Origin of the sequence: Natrialba sp. INN-245 (assembly GCF_009807105.1) — an archaeon.
GTDB classification, from domain to species: domain Archaea; phylum Halobacteriota; class Halobacteria; order Halobacteriales; family Natrialbaceae; genus Natrarchaeobius; species Natrarchaeobius swarupiae.
The window spans coordinates 117,612-135,410 of record NZ_WUBV01000005.1 but is presented as its reverse complement, the minus strand read 5'-3'; the positions used below and the strand labels follow the sequence as shown (position 1 = coordinate 135,410).

Sequence of the window (17,799 nt, the reverse complement as noted above, 5' to 3'; positions counted from 1 at the left end):
CCGCCGGAGCACCGTTTTACGTTCTGCGGGAGTATTTCGACGATAGTTCTGGATTTACGCGGGCATACATTACACCGTTGTCGACGCGTTGAGGATCTCGTTCGCAAGAATAACCTCTGTACCCGGTAATCCCATCGGAGAAAAGAGCGTGATCGCGTCTGAACTCGTCCGTCCAGGGTGGTTCTCGAGAACGACGTCTGCCAGTTCGACCATCTGCTCTTCGTGTTTGGTTCCGGCGAGGAAGTACCGATCGGCGTACTCGCGCACTTGTTCTTTCGAGTCGGTTACGATAACGTCGGCCATTTCCACGACGTCCATGTCCAGCTCGTGAGCATCCTTCCAGGCAGGCCCGATCGTATGGACGTGCGTTCCTTCCTCGAGCAGGTCGGGATCGAAGACGGGCGAGGGGCTGGTCGTCGCACAGACGAGAACGTCGGCACCTGTGACAGCAGCTTCCGCACTGTCGACGGCTTCGATATCGATTTCCAGTTCGGAGCCCATTTCCCGTGCAAAGCGCTCACGATTTTCTTCCGTGCGGCTGAACGCACGGATCTCGTCGAACGCTGTGACGGCGACGGCGGCCTCGAGTTGTGTTCGTGCCTGCCGGCCAGTCCCAATGATTCCAAGCGTTTTCGAATCGGGGCGAGCGAGGTGTTTGATTGCAACTCCCCCAAGCGCTCCAGTCCTGACGTCCGGCGTTCGACTCCCCGCAACAGCTCCTTTCAGCTCCCCGTTCTCGGTGTCGAATACGACGACCAGGTCGCTTTTGACCGGGGTTTCCACGTCGTAGTCCGCTTGCTCGGAACCGCCGATGGTGAACTTTCCGGAGATACGTGTCCCGATGACACTGTCGTCCATGTTTTCTCCTGGCGTGAACACGAGCGACCCGGAATCGGTATCGAAACTCGAACGCGGTTGGGAGACGAGTGTCCCGGTTGCGTACTGGCGGAACGCTGTTTCAGTCCGATCGATTGCCGTGCTCATTGACAACAATTCGCTTGCCCTCTCCTCACTAATGATTGTCGGTGCCATGGATCGTTCGAACGATTTCGATCAACAAAGTAAAAAGCTATCTGTCTGCTTTCTCGATACGCGGAACCCGTTGGTAATGACACTGGTGCCCTAGAAATTGTTATAGTTCTTCGATAACCATAGGGTTTCATGGACGCTGCTGAGGCGATCGTCCAATCGCTCGACGACGCTGGAATTGAGTACGTGTTCGGACTCCCGGGTTCGGTCATCATGAACGTGATTGATAAGTTCCACGAGTCTGACGTCGAGTTCGTCTCGACTCGGCACGAACAGGTCGCGACGTCGATGGCCGATGGATATGCGAGAGTCACCGGCCGCCCAGGGGTAACGCTCGTACACGTCGGACCTGGAGCGGCTAACCAAGTTGTCGGACTTGGAGCAGCGTATCGGGACGCATCGCCGATCGTTGCTATCGCTGGAAACGAAGACCTGGAACGACTGGGTCGCGATATCTGGCACGAATGGGATGTCGAGAACGTACTCGACCCGATCACCAAGTGGACGGGTCAGGTTCGACGTGGCGACGACGCAGCCCGGATCGTTCGAACTGGTCTCGTTAAATCCGTCTCTGAAACGCCCGGGCCGGTGTTTATCGACCTGCCCAAGGATGTCTCGCGTGAAAAATCGACGTACAACGACGCTCAGAAGTCGTTTTACGATCACAACGAGCTTTCAGTTCCGTTCTCTCGCCCGGAACCACATTCGGCGGACGTCGAGTGCACACTCCACTTGCTCGAGGATGCCACAAAGCCGCTCGTTCTTGCCGGTGGTGGATGCGTTCGAAGCGGTTCGGGTGACGCCCTCAAAACGTTCGTCGAGAATACGGGTATCCCAGTCGTAACCTCGAACTCTGGCCGCGGAATCCTCGACGAGACGAGTTCTTGGTCTCTGGGTGTGGTCGGGCGTCGTGGATCGGACGGTGCTAACGAAGCGCTCGGACAAGCGGATCTCGTCCTCGGAATCGGTGCGAGATTCTCGGGCTTGACAACGTCAAACTGGACGCGTCCGGATCCGGAAACGACACTCGTCCAGGTCGACATCGATTCAGCCGAGTTGGCGAGCCAGTATCCAGTCGAGTGTCCGGTCACTGCCGACGCGCGGGCGTTTCTCGAATCGATTACCGATCGTGCCGGTAACATCGACCTCTCCTGGGAGGAGGAAGTGATTAGCGAATACAGAGACCGCGTTAGAACGGAACGAGCGGCGTTTTTCGCCTACGAGACAGACGCAGAATCGATCGGCCCACAGCGTCTCTTTGCGACGATACTCGAGGAGAAAGACGACGACGCAATCGTTACGCAAGGTGGCGGTGTCCACGCAAGTTTCAACGCCCGTCAACCTGCGGCCGATCCCCACTCCCATCTGCACGCAATCAGCTTCGGCGGAATGGGATACGGATTTCCGTTTGCGTTGGGAGCAAAACTCGGTGCCCCCGATCGCCAGGTTATCTGCGTCGAGGGTGATGGTGGATTCACCATGGTGATTCAGGATCTCGAAACCGCGGTCCGATACGACATTGACGTAAAGATCGTCGTCTACAATAACTTCTCACACGGAACGCAAAAACTGCGTCAGGCTCGCCTGTTCGACGAACGGTATCTCGGAACGGACGTCGAGAACCCGTCGTTCGCTGGTGTCGCCGACCAGTTCGGCATGTACGGGGCGACGGTCTCCGATCCGTCGGAGCTTCGCCCCGCTCTCGGGGAGGTGTTAGACCACGATGGACCTGCATTACTGGACGTACTGGTCGATCCGACCGTATGGCCGAGTACCGACGATATCGCACAGATTTGAAACCGAAAGTAAAAAAGGGGGGAGAAGAATGAGTATACCTAACACAGAGGATGATACGTAATGCCGGTTGATTTCTTGTTGGCTGCACTCGAGATGTTGTTAGATCCCACTGTGATGTTGTACATCGTTCTTGGGACGCTGATTGGAATGGTGATCGGTGTGATTCCTGGACTCGGTGGGGTCGTTGCACTTACGCTTCTCATACCACTTACGTACGGTCTCGACCCGATTGCTGCGTTGGCCTTTCTCGCCGCAGCCAAGGGAGGTGTCACGTTCTCGGGATCCATTACTGCAATTCTGTTAAACATTCCTGGCTCGCCGGTTAACACGGCAACCTTACTCGATGGCCATCCGATGGCACAGAAGGGGGAGGGGAACGTCGCGATTGGTGCGAGTGCCGTTGCGAGTGCGCTTGGGGCTGTGCTCGGGGTCATTATTCTCGTCCTCTTGTTGCCGTTTATTCGTCCACTGATGGTTATGTTCGGCCCGCCCGAGTTCTTCATTTTGACGATCGTCGGGCTAGTCGCCATTTCCGTCGCCGTCAAAGGTGCAATTCTGTCGGGGCTGGTTGGTGCGTGCTTTGGACTGTTAATCGCATTTCACGGATTCAATCCAGTCACCGGGTCTGCTCGATTCACGTTCGATATCCAGTATCTCTACGACGGGTTCAATATTATCCCGGTTATCATCGGTTTGTTCGCTATCGCAGAGGCCATCAAACTGATGGGCCAGGACCAGATCGCAACCGACGACGCAGATATCCAGTTCGGCGAAGGGCGACTTGCCGGTGGACTTGCCGTCTTCCGGAACAAAATTCTGTTTGTACAGAGTGCAATGATCGGGTTGCTCGTCGGTGCGATTCCCGCCGTTGGCGGTGTCATCGCGGGATTCATTTCCTACATTCAGGGGAAAAACATCAGCAGCCACCCCGAGAAGTTCGGAACTGGGTGGATAGAGGGTGTCATTTCGACAGAGGCTGCAAACGACGCAAAAGACGCCGGTGATCTCGTCCCGACGCTTGCACTCGGTATTCCTGGGAGTGCAAGCGCGGCAATTCTCCTCGGCGCGTTTATTCTCCACGGGCTCCAGCCTGGACCACGATTCCTCATCGACCATATCGATATTGCGTATGCGATATTCTTCGCACTAATCATTGCAAACATCATTTCCAGTGTATTAGGGCTCGCGCTACTCAAGCCGCTGACCCGTCTTACACAGCTGGATACCGGGACAATCGTCATGGGGATTCTGTGTCTCTCGATCCCGGGAGCGTACGCTATCAACAACAATCCGACGGATATGCTTATCGCCCTCTTGTTCGGCGTAATCGGCTACGTGTTTATCCGCGCCAACATCTCTCGAATCGCGTTTATCATCGCGATGATCCTCGGCCCGATCGCGGAAAACGCGTACCATCAATCGCTGATGACCTCGCGAGGAAGCCATATGATCTTCCTCGAGCGACCGATATCGCTTGGCCTGATCGTCCTGGCCGTCGCGTTCACCCTGCTTCCGCTGATTTACACGAGTGTGAAACAGTATCGAGTACCAACTTGATCCCGACAAAACACGATACTTCTCGAGTGGCCCCTCCAACTGAATTCTAACTCTCGGTTTCAGTCGGTAGACGACGCGCACCTATTGACAGTGGGTAGACACCGTACCTGGCTGTGTCGTTTTTATCTTTACTAATACAACTCGGAACAATGGAGTAGTTATATATACTGATACTGTCTCTGTTGGGCTGAGAATGGTTAACAGTAAACCATCCGCCGGGCGTCGCAAGATGCTTCGGTACCTTGGTGGAGCAGGTGTTGTTGGTCTCGCAGGATGTATGGGTGATGAAAACGGCAATGGTAACGGAACCGGTGCTGGCAACGGAAACGGCACTGATGACGGCAACGGGGGTTCAGGATCCGAGTTCCCGGAACGGGATATCGAAATCGTTGCACCGGCAGATCCTGGCGGTTCGATCGACCTGTATGCACGACTGGTTGCGGGTCACCTCGCCGATCACTTGCCCAACGATGTCAACGTGACTGTCTCGAACGTCGCCGGTGCCGCGGCGCGAGTCGGTGCGGACGAGGTATACCAGGCAGAACCCGACGGCTATACGCTCTGTCTCGGCCACCTCGAGGCACACACGACCGGTCAGATTCTCTATGACCCGATGTACGAACTCACCGAGTTCACTCACCTCGGCCAGATCGGTGCAACGCCACGATCGTGGTTTGGTAATGCGGATGCCACGGATGAGTACGATTCGTGGGATGCGCTGGTCGAGGGAATGACGAATGGTGAACTCCTGTTTGCGACGCAGGGGGCTGGAGCGACTGGCCATATCATTGGCATCGTTGCGGGGGACCTCACTGGTGACTATTCGGCGGACGATCTCGACTTCGTCCACTACAGCGGGACCGGAGAGATGACTGCGCCGTTGATCCGTGGTGATCAGCATGTCGGCGCAGCGACCCACTCAACGACTGAAGACATTATCGAGGACGAAGACGATATTGGCTTCTACTTCATTATGGGTGAGTCCGACGAGTGGACGACAGCGGCGGAGTTTGGTATGCCTTCCGATGCGGCGGAAACGCTCGGAGACCAGTTCACAACGCCATATGGGCTGTACGCTCCACCGGATACACCTGACGACGTGACCGAGATTCTCCGGGATTCACTGTACGACACGCTCCAGGATGACGCGGTACACGCCGATGCCGAAGAACAAAACCTGCCGATCGAACCGGTCCACGGCGACGAGTTCCAGGACTTCGTCGGTGAGTTCTACGAAGGGTGGCTGGAGTACGAGGACGTCATGGCAGACGCCGTCGACTGAACGAGTTACCGCCTCAGGTCGGACGGGAAGTCACCATCCCTCCCTGGACGCAGCATTTGCTACCCATCACAATCTTTCGAGGATGTGTTCGGCCAGATGTTCTCCCAATGGAAGCGAGACAGTAACGCCAGCCGACATCGGGTTGAGTACGTGAACGGTCCGATCGGTCGTACGAACGTCCAGTTCTGACGATGCCATTTCACCATCGCGGGTGAGTAACCTGAGTGCGACTGCGACGAACGACTTGACGAGATCTTCCTCGTCGAGCGCTGGAATCAATGTTCGTGCCTCCTCGAGAAACGTCGTCGGTCGGTACGTTTTGGATAGTTCCTGTTTCGCCATACGGAGCGTTCCGGCGCTGGCAAGGAACTTCCAGAATCCTGCATTGGAAGCGATTTGGCGTATTTGTGGGGAATCGAAGATCGACTCGTACGACTCGTAGCCAAGCGCGGGGCTCACAGTCGGACCGAGAATGACCGTTCCGTCCGGCCGACGGACGAATTTGACGCCTGGCGAGGGTGAACTTGGATTCGGGGTTGGATAGAGCAGTGACCGACACAGCTCGGAGCTCGATGGGGTTAGTTCGTAGTACTGACACCGAAATGGCACGACGCTCACGTCCCGGGCGAGCCCGAACTCGTTTGCCAGCCGGCAGGCGTGAAGTCCCGCTGAATTCAGAACTGTCTGGGCCGAAATGGTCCCGACGGATGTCTGAAGACGGACTGCGGAACCAGTATCGTCTATCTGCTCAACTTCTGTTCCCTTCTGAAGTATCCCACCAATATTTTTACACTGTTTAGCGAGTTCGTGGAGGTACTGCTGGCTATCGACGACCCTCTCGTTCGGAACGAATAGCCCGGCCGTTCCAGCCGCATGCGGTTCGTACTCTTGAATGCCGGTGGTGTCTAGTCGCTCGACACTGATACCGGCCGACGAGGCACTCTCTTCGATCTTACCCAGCCTCTCCGCCTCTTGGTCGGTCGTTGCAACGATCGTTGCTCCTGATTGCTGGAGTTGGATGTCGTGTTGGCGACAGAACGCCGAAGCCCGTTCGACACCTTCCGTTCGAACTGTTGACTCACGCTCACTCAATCCCGCTCCGTACCCTGGTTGAAGAACGCCCGAGTTTCGCCCTGACTGGTGTTGGCCGAGGTGATATTCCTTCTCGAGGATGACGATGTCAAGGCCTGGATCGTGCTCGAGAAGCGCATACGCAGTTGAACATCCAACTAATCCGGCACCGATGATCGCGACATCGTGCATACTCACGCATTCCACTGGGTGGAGATAATAATTGTCTCTCCGGTAGCTCCCGTTCCTGTTGTTCGGGTGGAAATACGACGGTAACCGTTCCAGCGAACGCTTCCCTGGACCCCCTTCTCTAACTAATCTGACCGATAATACCACTACACTTTTTATTCTCTCCCTCGTTGGAGTGACTATGGTTGCAGAACGATTCGACGATGCCTACATTCCGGATATCATTCCGAAAGACGATCTCGACTACATGGACCAGGGTGGGTACGGTGCACGGATGGGATGGGGAGAACGTCCAGCGGTTCTCGTCGTCGATATGTTAGAGATATTTGCGAGTAGTGACCACCTCGGACGGTCTGAATCGTCGGGTAGCACTATTTCAGAAACGAAGCGCTTGCTGTCGGCAGCCCGTGAGGCAGAGTTGCCGGTTTTCTACACGAGGCTTGCCGACGATGAAACCACACTTCGGAATCACCGTGGGATCATCGATGAGAAGAAAGACGGTGCGTTCGATAACGTCGATATCGATGCGGCGAGTACGATCCACCCGGAACTGACTCCCGAGGACGGCGACGTCGTCCTCGAGAAGCCAAAGCTAAGCGCGTTCTTCGACACCCACCTCGCAAACGTCCTTCGCCTCGAGGGTATCGACACCCTCGTCATCGTCGGATTGAGTACGAGTGGTGGTGTTCGCTCGTCGGTCGTCGACGCGAACTGCCACAATATCCGACCGATTGTTCCAGCGGAATGTGTTGCGGATCGGTCTGAGATCTCACACGAAGTTACGCTATTTAATATCGATATGAAATTTGGTGACGTCGAATCAGTTAGTGATACCGTAAATCGAATTTCGGAATACCAGTAATACGACCCTGATCGAACGCGGTCTGCTTCTCAGACGTGTGCACCTCGGTGGTAGAGAGTACCCGTTGAGGCTGGCGGGGTGACGTCGAGTCACTGTACATCTGATCGCTAGCGGGATCGGTGCGTCTGCTCGATAGCGAGATCCATTTCACTCGAGTCGTCTTCTTCTTTCCAGGCTACCGCGTAGTCAACGCGTTCGGTCCAGTTCGTCTTGATCTATCTCTTGAACTAACTGCTCCGTAAGCGCCAGCGAAGGTATTCGAACATCCTGTCGTTTCGCCATGTCCGAAATAATATCCATGTCTTTGTGCGCCCACTTCGTGTGCATCCAATCCCACCCTCCGAGTGCCCAGTTGCTGCCCGTCGATTTCTGGAGTAACTCTCTCACGAGGTCGAGATCGAGATCGTACGCCTCGGCGAGGAGAAGCACTTCCTGATTTGCAACGACTGATGACCAAAGTAGTGCATTGTTCGCTGCTTTCGCAGCCTGTCCGGAACCGACTGGCCCGAGGTGGACGACGTTTTCTGGCGAGCTAAACTGCTCGAGGACGAGACGTGCCCTGTCGTACACTGATCGGTCGCTACCGACGAATACGAGTAGATCTCCGCGTCGAGCCGCTTTTTCTCCCCGACACGTCGGCGCACCGATGGGCTCGATCTCCTCGTCGCTGAGGTCCTCGCTGAGGGAAATACACTGTTCGGGGGAGAGGGTGCTACTGATCGCTACGATATCTCCCGCAGTCGCACTCTCGAGGATCCCACCCGTATCACAGACGACCGACTTTGCTTGCTCGTACGTTCCGACAGCGATGATGATCATCTCTGCAGGACGAACGGCTTTTTCTAGAGAGTCGGTCACGGTCGCCTGGGATTCAACGGCTTCTCTGGCCTTCTCATAATCGACGTCGTATGCATAGACGTCGTAGCCGCCTTCATCGATGTGTCCGACCATCGCTTCGCCCATCGTTCCAACTCCGATCACTGCAACTGTCTCGATATCGGCCATGACTGGCATATCGATAGTCGTACTAATAATTGTTGTCAATCGGTGACTCTTCACAAGATCGGCTGGTCGCTGTCAGTCGTATTCGATGAGGTGTGAGCGAACATCGCTTCTGGTATCCGTTCACAGACGTTCATAGCGCTCGCACCCCTGACACCGGGGTGGATATTGGGTGAACTACGCCGTTCACAACATCAAACAAACTTGGGGGGCTGAAATCAACCGTATTATGCAAACGGAACCCACGGTGGGACACAGTTCTCGAGCGATATCATCTAGTATTTTATCAACATACGGATACTGGTGTTATCAACTGAGTTAATATGCCGTCCGATTTCTCCGGAGATGGGCAGTGTTTCTAGTCTTCTCGAGTGGTATGCTGTATCTACCCACACTCTGTTTGATATGGTAGAACACACTCGCGGTCAGCCGGCACAGCTCGATATCTATTACAACTGTACCTGTGTAATTTCACCCGTGAGTCGGGAATTCGTCCAGTGTGTCTCGACTTTTCTGACTTTTTGTGGTTTAAGGGGAGGAAATAATGAGTATATGGACCTAATTTTCGTGTATACGTGCTAACTCATCACTCTTTTCGAGTCAGTATAACCGGTCTCGACGCCCCAGTTGTTCGATGTAGTAGAACGGTTTGTTGGCGATCGTCACCTCTCAACCAGATGGATTGTTTAGAATTCGGTGCGCTCCGTTCAATTAGTTAGGTTCAACTCGAGTTCGTTGGTAACGCCGAGGAGTAAATCGATTATCTCGTCGTCTAAGCGGTCGTGCATCCGCTTTTCTGGACCGGAGATCGTGATCGCACCCAGAATTGACTCGTCGGTACGGATCGGAGCACCGGCCGAGAGGAACCTTCCTTGGGATTCTCCCGTGTTTACTGCGTATCCCTGATCGCGTACTTCGTCGAGTTCTTCGAACAGTGTTTCTCTATCGGTGATCGTATTTTCCGTCTTCTGTGGCAATCCCCAGTAGTCGATTATTTCGCGAACACGCTCTCGAGGAAGCCCAGAGAGGATCGCTTTACCGGACGCACTCGTGTGTAAGTGGGTTGGCTGTCCGATTCTCGGCCGGGCCCTGACGGCGTACTGGCCGAACGAGCGAAATATCACGTATGCTTGACCGTGTTCCTCGATCACGAACTGTGTCCGTTCATCCGTCTGGTTGGCTAATCGTTCGACGCGTTCACGAATCGAATCAAAGTGTGGGACTTTATTCCTCGCGGATGCTCCTAAATTCAGAAAGCACATTCCTAACTTATACTGGTCCCCTTCTTTGGCCGCATATCCGCGTTGTTCGAGCGTTGCGAGGTGGGCGTGGACGGAACTCTTCGAGATACCGACTTCCGCAGAGATCTCTGTGATTCTCGCGCTGTCGACCTCTCTGAGGTATTCGATAATATCTAACACCGTTACGTCTGATTTGATCGTTTTAGTTTCTTTGTCGTTCGTTATCATGGTTCACTCTATGTGTTTGTGGGTTGCGTATATAAAGTTTCCTCACGTAGAACGACTGTCGGTCCGTTCTTCCTCCAGGGTGTGTTATCGGTTGCCGCCACGTGTTGTCGCGATTATACCCATTATTGGACGTAATACTGTAAGTAGCGGTCTACTATCGTCATACCCGAGAGAACGCTCGGCTGCCCACTCGACTGAGTGTAGAGAACACCCACTAGCTGGTAGTGCTCGGGACGCCACTGGCTATCTCGAGGAACCGTCCGACGTTCCCTGACTCGTCGATCGCCCCGGCAACATCGTAGAGGTCATCGACTAATGGCTCTGGGACTGATGGAGAGGCGCATTCGTAGAATTTCGTCCGAAGACGTTCTTCGCTCAGTGGGTTACTGGGACTTCCTGGTGCGTGACTCCGTTCGATCTGATACTCCTCGCCCGAAATCGTTTGGACACGTAGCTGTGCACCGTAATTCGCGAATCCGTCACCGAACAGGTTTGGTTCGAAATCACGCTCGATACGGTCGAATAGCTCCTGCGTTTCCGATTCCTGTAAAAAGTCGTATGAAAACTGCTCTGGCCGTACGTCGCCATCGCGAAGCGTTGCCACGAGTCCCATCTCGATCGACGCTCTCCCTTCCTCCGGTGTCGATGGGCGATCATAGGTCATGAGATCTTCCGCTGCTTTCTCGAGTGTAACGTGAATACACTCGATATCCTCTGGTGTCAGCGACTCAGTTTCGACGAGTTCACGCATGGCTTCGATCGCAGTATGGGTGATCCGGCCACACGGATACGGTTTAATTCCAAGGTCCATGATTGCCCACGTCTCTCCGAGGTCGTCGGTAATCGAAGACGAGTCGTAGCTGTTTCCTGGTGTCATCACTTCACCGTATCCACGTTCCCCGGACAGAATCGATTCGTTCGACGTAATCCCGTTCCGTGCGAGCAACGCTGCGTCCAGTCCAGTTCGGGCGGCGTGTCCGGCATGTAATGCCTTCGTCATCGTTCCAGCGTTTGCCAGGAGTGACGAGGAACACGATGCAACGATTCCAAACGCCCTTCGTATCTCCACGTCGGACAACCCGAGAACCGACGCTACACCAGCAGTCGCACCGAACGAGCCAACGGTTCCGGTGCTGTGAAATCCGTGCGTGTAGTGGGACGGATAGACTGCGTGTCCGATTCGGAACGTCGTTTCAACGCCGACAGCGTACCCCGTCAGTACCTCTTTTCCCGTTGCATTTACCTTCTCAGCTGCCGCCAGTGTCGCCGGCAACGTCGAAGCACTGGGATGGATAATCACGGACTCGAACGTATCGTCGTAATCCTGTGCGTGGGCAAACGCCCCATTTGCGAAGGCAGCGCCGGAGGCACTCGCCGTTTCACCCCCGAGGATGGTCGCTTCCTCACCCGGTGCCGTATCGGATATGTACTCGGTGATTTGATCTCCAAACGGTTCCGTCGAAGCATACAGCGCGACCCCAAGCGTGTCCCTGATCGTCGTCCTGGCGCGTTCGCGGACCTCTTCTGGGAGATCATCGATTGCGCAGTCACTAATAAAAGTGGCTAACGCTTCAGTCTCGTCCATACCACACAGAGTTGCGGCCACTAAAAATACTCTCTGGTTTCGGTGACGACTACCCCTTTCGCGCTACCAGAACCGAGGGCTTTTCTTCGGACCGATATCCGTGGGTTATCCCTGGAGGGTCACTGTTACGACGCCGACGACGACGATCGTTGCTGCGGCAACGATCTTCCACGTGACGTTCTCTAACCGTTTTGGCAGGAACGCAGCCGAGAGGAACACGGTGAACAACGTATTCGTTATCAACACTGGAACGACGACGTTCACCGGTGCGATCTCGAGTGCCACGTAGTAGCCGACGAGAAAGAGGGTGTTCGAAATTCCGGCGAGAACGAACCAACGGCTGTTTTTCGTGTAGAGTCCCGACATCGCCGGCAATGTTCCCTTCCATCGAAGGTAGAGCGTGAACCCGAGTGTGGCTGAGGCGGTTTTGATCGCGAGGCCAACCGGTGCTGGTGTTCCCTCGTTGAAACCCGTTGAAGCGAAGATCGGTTCCGCTCCGTAGGCAATTGCGGCTCCGAATGGAATTATCAGCCCTATCAACAGTTCCCGTCGGGGGATGTTGTTCAGGCTGTTGTGGCTGGTCTCCCACGTGATGAGACTTACCCCACTAACGATTAGAATTATCCCGAGCCCGTGAATCGGTGTCAGTGACTCACCGAGGACGAGTATGCCGAAAACGGTGGCAAACAGTGCTTGTGATGCGACGATTGGTGCGGTTCGACTCGCCCCAATTGTATCGATACTCGTGTACGTGAGCATCCGCCCGAGCAGTGTCCCGAAAAGTCCCGCGCCGATAAACGATATCCACGAAAACCGAGTGAGGTGATACTCCGGATAGTACAACAGTACCACCCCGGGGATGAGAACGGCGGAGTTGATGAGCATCACGATCATCACCGCATCGAAGGCTTTCCCTTTGTCGGTCCCCTTTCTAACGAAGACGTTCTGTGACGCATTAGCCACTGCTGCCCCAAGCGTTAGCGTGATCGCGAATAGATGGCTTAGATCAACCATGATGACTTTTCTGTATACTCTCAGTAGACACACTCCCATCATATATGTGTGTACAGTCGAGATCCATCGTTCTGTATCAGAGCGAGACCGCGTTACCGCTCTATGTGGTCGCTCTCTGGACCCACGCTGGTCGTTCGAACGGGTAACCGCTGTTGGATTTCTCGAGGGTTATCTGAACGCTGGGAGTACCTCGTCGGCGGTCAACTCCATCATCGACTCGAGTTCGTCGAACGAGTTTCGCATATCCAAAACGATGTGATCGAAGCCGCGGTCGACCAGGGCCTGGATTTGTTCGATACACGTCTCCGGATCTCCCGCGATATAGCTCCCTTCGATATCGTCGAGTGACTGGTGGTCCGTCCGCAGAATCGTGTTCACGTCGTGGATGAGTTCCTCAGTATTCAGATGTGAGATGGCTTCGTCGGTTTCCGGTGCAACGCTGTATATCGACAGATAGCCGAGATCGAGCGAGCGATCGTGTTCGGCTTCGAGTGAGTGAAGCTGTTCGAGCCGTTGATCTAACTTTTCGAGGGTCATTCGACCGGGATACCAGCCGTCAGCGTACTCCACAGCACGTCGAACCGCGAACGGTGAGAGGCCTCCGTACCAGAGTGGTACTGAATCGCCGGGTCGAGGATCGATCGTTACGTTTTCGAACGCGAAGTGATCGCCCTCGTAATCGACGTTCTCTTCGCGGAACGTTCGTCGCAGGATTTCGAGATTCTCCTCGACGAGGCGGCCCCGTTCGTCGAACGGCAGATCGACGGCATCGAACTCTCCTTTGAACGTCCCGGCACCGATTGCACAGAGGACGTCGCCTGTCGAGAGATAGTCGAGGGAACCAATGCACTGACTAAGCTTCAGCGGGTGTCGGTGGGGATTCAGACTCCCTGTGGCCAGGGTTAGATCGTCCGTCACTGCAGCGAGATGTGACAGCACCTGCATCGACTCGGCGAAACGTTGTTCGACGATGCCGCCGTGTTCTTTGTTCTCCGGTGGAACGTACAGGTGGTCTCGTGCCCACACTGAATCGAACCCAAGAGTTTCCGCCTGCTTTGCCGTGTCGACGATAAAATCACGGTTACAGTGTGGGCCGAAGTGAGGGAGCACTATCCCAAAGGATGGTTGGTTTGCCATTGCTATGGGTCTTAGACTCCACCAACATATAGATTGTGACGCTGTGGTTCCCCCAGTGTACGATTACTCTATGCCGACGGGAGAATCACGCTCGGCGTCAGTTTCCTCGTCGAGTGCCTCGATCGCGTCGAGGATCTTCTCGTACCCGGTACACCGACAGACGTTGCCCTTGATCGCCTTCTTTGCGTCTTCGCGATCGAACTCGTCGGTGTTCTCGAGGAAATCTACCGTCGTTAGTACGAATCCGGGGGTACAGTAGCCACACTGTGCGGCGAAGTTGTCGACGAACGCCGTCTGGACCGGGTGTAGGTTCTCGTCCGTACCGATATCTGCGATCGTCCGGACACGGCGGCCATCGACTTTGGGTGCCGGTGTGAGACACGACTTGACAACGGTATCGTCGAGCAAGACCGTACAAACCCCACACCGTCCGCTCTCACAGCCGGATTTGACCTGCTTGGCGTCGAGTGACTCGCGGAGCAACTCGCGAAGCGGTTGATCGGGTCTCGTCTCGACGGTCACGCTCTCTCCGTCGAGTTCGAACGTAATCGTGACCGTCATTCGAGCTCACCTCCCGCTCGAGTTACTGCTTCGGCAATGCTGCGGGATGTGAGCGTCTTTGTAACCTGTAACCGGTACTGGCTCGTGACGAACGTCGTCGTCGGGTCGATGTCCGCTCCAAGCTGTTCGACGGATTTGGTAATTTCTTGCATGGTTGTCGGTGTTCCTTCGAGTGCCGTCTCTACCGTTGGGGCAGACGCGCCAGTCTGACCGACCGCAGCAAGCCCGACCCGTGCCGAGTCGATCCGGTCGCGAGTTGGGGAGAGGGAAACTGACGTTCCCACGCCACTGATCGTCCATCCGCCCGCAACGTTCGTCTGCTTTCGGTAATCTTCTCCGTGATGGCCGTCGTCGTTAGTCGCTGGAATTTCGATCGCTTCGATGATCTCGCTGGAGTCGATCTCGACGGGTGCCAAGCCAATATAGTCTTCCCGTGGGCCGCGCAATTCGGTTTCTTTCGTCGCATTTCGATACAGTGCGCCCACATCTACTCGTCGTGTCCCGTCGCTGGACCCGATCACGACCGTGGCGTCGAGACAGTAGAGCACCGGGATAATATCGAGTGCAGGCTCACCGGATGCGAGTGCGCCACCGATAGTCCCCAGCGAGCGAACCTGACGATCACCGATCCCTTCGATGGTCTCGAGGAGCATCGAGTGGCGATCACCCACCTCACTCGCGAGAATGTCACGGTACGTGACAGCGCTCCCGATCACCGTTTTTTCGGCCCTCCGTTCGATGCGCGTCAACGCCGGAATCCGCGAAATATCGACAGCGTGGTCGAGTTCGACGGTGCCGTCTCTCACCAGGGGAAGAAGCGTTTGGCCTCCGCTGACGATCGTCACTTCTTCGCCGTGCCGATCGAGTATGCGCTTTACTTCTTCGATGCTATCCGGAAACCTGTACGACTGTTCACTCATCGACTGGCACCCCCTCGTCGATATCCTCCCCTGCCATCGCCCAAAACACGCGTTCTGCTGTCGCTGGTGGATTCGTGATTCTGTTTCCGATTGCATCACGAATCGCGTTTCCGATTGCGGGTGCAACCGGAGGAAGTGACGGCGTTCCGAGCCCCTTTGCACCGTACGGACCGCTGTGTTCCTCCGATTCGATAATCTCACACTCGAGTTGGTTCGGCATCTCGACTGGAGATGCGACGGAGTAGTCGGCCAACGATGAATTCTCCGGGATGCCGTTATCGGCACGAAGTTCGGAACATATCGCAAACTCGACGCCGTGGAGAACGGCACCTTCGAGTTGTCCCTCTACCATTTTGGGGTTGATCGCAAACCCAACGTCCTGTGCGGCGACGAATGTGCGTACGTCGACGTGACCGGTTTCGGGGTCGACCACCACCTCGGCGAAGTGTGCACCGTAGGAGGCCGGTGCGTCGTCGGCCGTGGCTCGGCCCACGACTGTAATCTCCGCTTCTAAGAGATCACTGATCGGAACTGTCGATCGATCGGTGTGTACGGTTCCATCGTCGATTCGGACATCAGCCGGTGAACAGTCGAGCGTCGTCGCGATCCGGTCGACCAGTGTAGAACTGAGCTGGGTACCGGCATCTCTGACTGCCCCACCGATGAGGTACGTCGAACGGGATGCAACTGCACCCAGCGAATCATCGAGGGGTGCCGACGCGGGGTATCGTTCGACTCGTACGGCTTCGGGCGGAACACCGACTTCCTGTGCGACGATTTGAGACATAACGGTATCCGATCCCTGGCCGAGTTCGACTCCCGCCGTCTTCGCGGTGACCGTCCCATCGGTCCGCATCGTCAGCTCCGCCTCCGAAACGTCTCGCCCGTCGCCAGCGCCGGATCCGGTCGTGTGAGTCCCGAGCGCGACGCCTCGGCCAACGAGTTCGTTGCTGGACGATGATCGATCGTCGGCCATCCGTTCGAACGTCTGTCGACCTCGTTCGAGACACTCCGTCACGCCACTGGTATCGATCGCACCACGACCGTTCGAGCGGTCTTCTCCCTCCTCCAGTAGGTTACGGGTTCGGAACGTGAGGGGGTCCATCTCAACAGTTCGTGCCGCCTCGTCGATGTGGGACTCGAGTGCAAACGTCCCCTGTGTCACACCGATTCCACGATATTCTCCCGCTGGCACGTTGTTCGTGAAGACTGAGACCCCTTCGTACTCGTAGTTGGGGATTCGATACATATCGAGCGGTCTATCACGACCGTTCGAAAGAACGATGTGACCGACCCCGTTCGGATACCCTCCGGTGTCCGCGATAACACTCGTTCGGAGCGCCGTGATCTCACCGTCGTCAGTAACGCCCATGGTTAGCTCCCACTCCGTTTTGTGACGTGTTTCGCCGGCCAAAAACTCCACATCACGTGGGAACTCGAGACGGACGGGCCGACCAGTACGTTCAGAAAGCGACGCTGCAACCGGTTCGAAGGTGAATTTTGGAAGCGATCTGCCGCCGAAGCTAGAAGACGGTGTCGGCGGAACGGTGATCTCGACGCTGTCGTGGTCGATCTCGAGGAAGTCTCCGAGTTCTTCCTGGGCTTGCGTAATATTCCCCAGCGTCGTTTCGACGTGGAGTTGGTCGTCGGTCCACGATGCGATACAGCAGTGGGTATCTAAGTTACAGTGACTGACACGCGGAGTCGTGTAGCTCCGTTCGATCACGTGGTCGGCGGTACTGAGAGCCTCGTCGACGTCTCCGTGTTGGTACGCATGGTAATCGTCGATGTTGTTGACGTACTCCTCGTTGGTGACCTCGATCGGATGTTGACGGTGTTGCTTGAGGTCTGGCTGGTTTTCGTGTACGATCGGTGCACCGGCCTGCACGGCGGTCGCCGCGTCGAAAACCGGGTCGTGCTCGATCACGTCGTACTCGATCTCCTCGAGAGCACGGTATGCCGTCTCTCGATCAGTCGCAGCGACCGCAGCGATGACGTCGCCGACGTGGCGAATCCTGTCGTCGAAAAATCCGCGAAGCTCCGATCGGGAACACGCCGCAACGACGCCGTCACAGTCTGTCGCCGCGGTCGTGTCGACGGTCCTGAGCGTTCCATGCGGTGTTTCTGCACGCAAGACGGCTGCATGGAGAGTCGATGGTCGAGAGACGTCTGAGCCGTAGATTGCCGTTCCCTGCACTTTCGATACGATATCGCTTCGCTTCGTTTCTGTCCCGACACCTCGTTTCGACGGAGGCTGCTCCGCTGTCTCCCTGCTGGCCTGGATCGATCTAGACGAATCAGTACCAGGTGCTTCGCGAGTCATA

The 17,799-nt window shown here is 55.7% G+C and carries 14 protein-coding genes; 4 read left to right on the top strand and 10 right to left on the bottom strand.

Going from position 1 to position 17,799, the window contains the following annotated elements; translation table 11 throughout:
* Window positions 1-69 precede the first annotated feature (69 nt).
* Window positions 70-1,032, bottom strand: a complete 963-nt coding sequence (locus tag GRS80_RS01525) for an ornithine cyclodeaminase family protein (protein ID WP_255455238.1) — start codon at window positions 1,030-1,032, stop codon at window positions 70-72.
* Between the two features lie 129 nt (window positions 1,033-1,161).
* Here GRS80_RS01525 and GRS80_RS01520 point away from each other — a divergent pair, with 129 nt between their 5' ends.
* From GRS80_RS01520 to GRS80_RS01510, 3 genes are all read left to right on the top strand, one after another.
* A complete protein-coding gene (locus GRS80_RS01520) occupies window positions 1,162-2,826 on the top strand; it encodes a thiamine pyrophosphate-binding protein (RefSeq protein WP_160046015.1) in 1,665 nt (554 codons plus the stop codon).
* 60 nt (window positions 2,827-2,886) lie between these two features.
* Entirely contained in the window at window positions 2,887-4,383 is a 1,497-nt protein-coding gene (locus tag GRS80_RS01515; protein WP_149080924.1) for a tripartite tricarboxylate transporter permease, read from the top strand.
* Window positions 4,384-4,660: 277 nt separating this feature from the next.
* Window positions 4,661-5,665 carry a tripartite tricarboxylate transporter substrate-binding protein gene (locus GRS80_RS01510; protein WP_160046014.1) on the top strand — a complete coding sequence of 335 codons (1,005 nt, stop codon included), beginning with the start codon at window positions 4,661-4,663 and terminating at the stop codon, window positions 5,663-5,665.
* Between the two features lie 66 nt (window positions 5,666-5,731).
* Here GRS80_RS01510 and GRS80_RS01505 read toward each other — a convergent pair whose 3' ends face one another.
* On the bottom strand, window positions 5,732-6,928 hold the full coding sequence (locus tag GRS80_RS01505) for an FAD-dependent oxidoreductase (protein ID WP_160046013.1): 1,197 nt from the start codon (window positions 6,926-6,928) through the stop codon (window positions 5,732-5,734).
* Window positions 6,929-7,106: 178 nt separating this feature from the next.
* On the opposite strand from GRS80_RS01505, the gene GRS80_RS01500 reads away from it, so the two are divergent.
* Window positions 7,107-7,787: an isochorismatase family protein gene (locus GRS80_RS01500; protein ID WP_160046012.1), complete on the top strand. Its 681-nt coding sequence runs from the start codon at window positions 7,107-7,109 to the stop codon at window positions 7,785-7,787.
* 186 nt (window positions 7,788-7,973) lie between these two features.
* Here the strand turns inward: GRS80_RS01500 and GRS80_RS01495 are convergent, their stop codons facing one another.
* From GRS80_RS01495 to GRS80_RS01460, 8 genes are all read right to left on the bottom strand, one after another.
* Window positions 7,974-8,792 carry an NAD(P)-dependent oxidoreductase gene (locus GRS80_RS01495; RefSeq protein ID WP_160046011.1) on the bottom strand — a complete coding sequence of 273 codons (819 nt, stop codon included), beginning with the start codon at window positions 8,790-8,792 and terminating at the stop codon, window positions 7,974-7,976.
* A 704-nt stretch (window positions 8,793-9,496) separates the two neighbouring features.
* A complete protein-coding gene (locus GRS80_RS01490; protein ID WP_160046010.1) occupies window positions 9,497-10,258 on the bottom strand; it encodes an IclR family transcriptional regulator in 762 nt (253 codons plus the stop codon).
* 214 nt (window positions 10,259-10,472) lie between these two features.
* On the bottom strand, window positions 10,473-11,843 hold the full coding sequence (locus GRS80_RS01485) for an MmgE/PrpD family protein (protein ID WP_160046009.1): 1,371 nt from the start codon (window positions 11,841-11,843) through the stop codon (window positions 10,473-10,475).
* Between the two features lie 105 nt (window positions 11,844-11,948).
* On the bottom strand, window positions 11,949-12,896 hold the full coding sequence (locus GRS80_RS01480; protein ID WP_160046008.1) for an EamA family transporter: 948 nt from the start codon (window positions 12,894-12,896) through the stop codon (window positions 11,949-11,951).
* A gap of 129 nt (window positions 12,897-13,025) precedes the next feature.
* A complete protein-coding gene (locus GRS80_RS01475; RefSeq protein WP_160046007.1) occupies window positions 13,026-13,994 on the bottom strand; it encodes an LLM class flavin-dependent oxidoreductase in 969 nt (322 codons plus the stop codon).
* Between the two features lie 63 nt (window positions 13,995-14,057).
* A complete protein-coding gene (locus tag GRS80_RS01470) occupies window positions 14,058-14,555 on the bottom strand; it encodes a (2Fe-2S)-binding protein (RefSeq protein ID WP_160046006.1) in 498 nt (165 codons plus the stop codon).
* Window positions 14,552-15,475 carry an FAD binding domain-containing protein gene (locus GRS80_RS01465; RefSeq protein ID WP_160046005.1) on the bottom strand — a complete coding sequence of 308 codons (924 nt, stop codon included), beginning with the start codon at window positions 15,473-15,475 and terminating at the stop codon, window positions 14,552-14,554. The genes GRS80_RS01470 and GRS80_RS01465 overlap by 4 nt, the downstream gene beginning before the upstream one ends.
* Window positions 15,468-17,798 (bottom strand): xanthine dehydrogenase family protein molybdopterin-binding subunit, encoded by a 2,331-nt coding sequence (locus GRS80_RS01460; RefSeq protein ID WP_160046004.1) that lies wholly within the window; start codon window positions 17,796-17,798, stop codon window positions 15,468-15,470. The genes GRS80_RS01465 and GRS80_RS01460 overlap by 8 nt, the downstream gene beginning before the upstream one ends.
* Between the last annotated feature and the right edge of the window lies 1 nt (window position 17,799).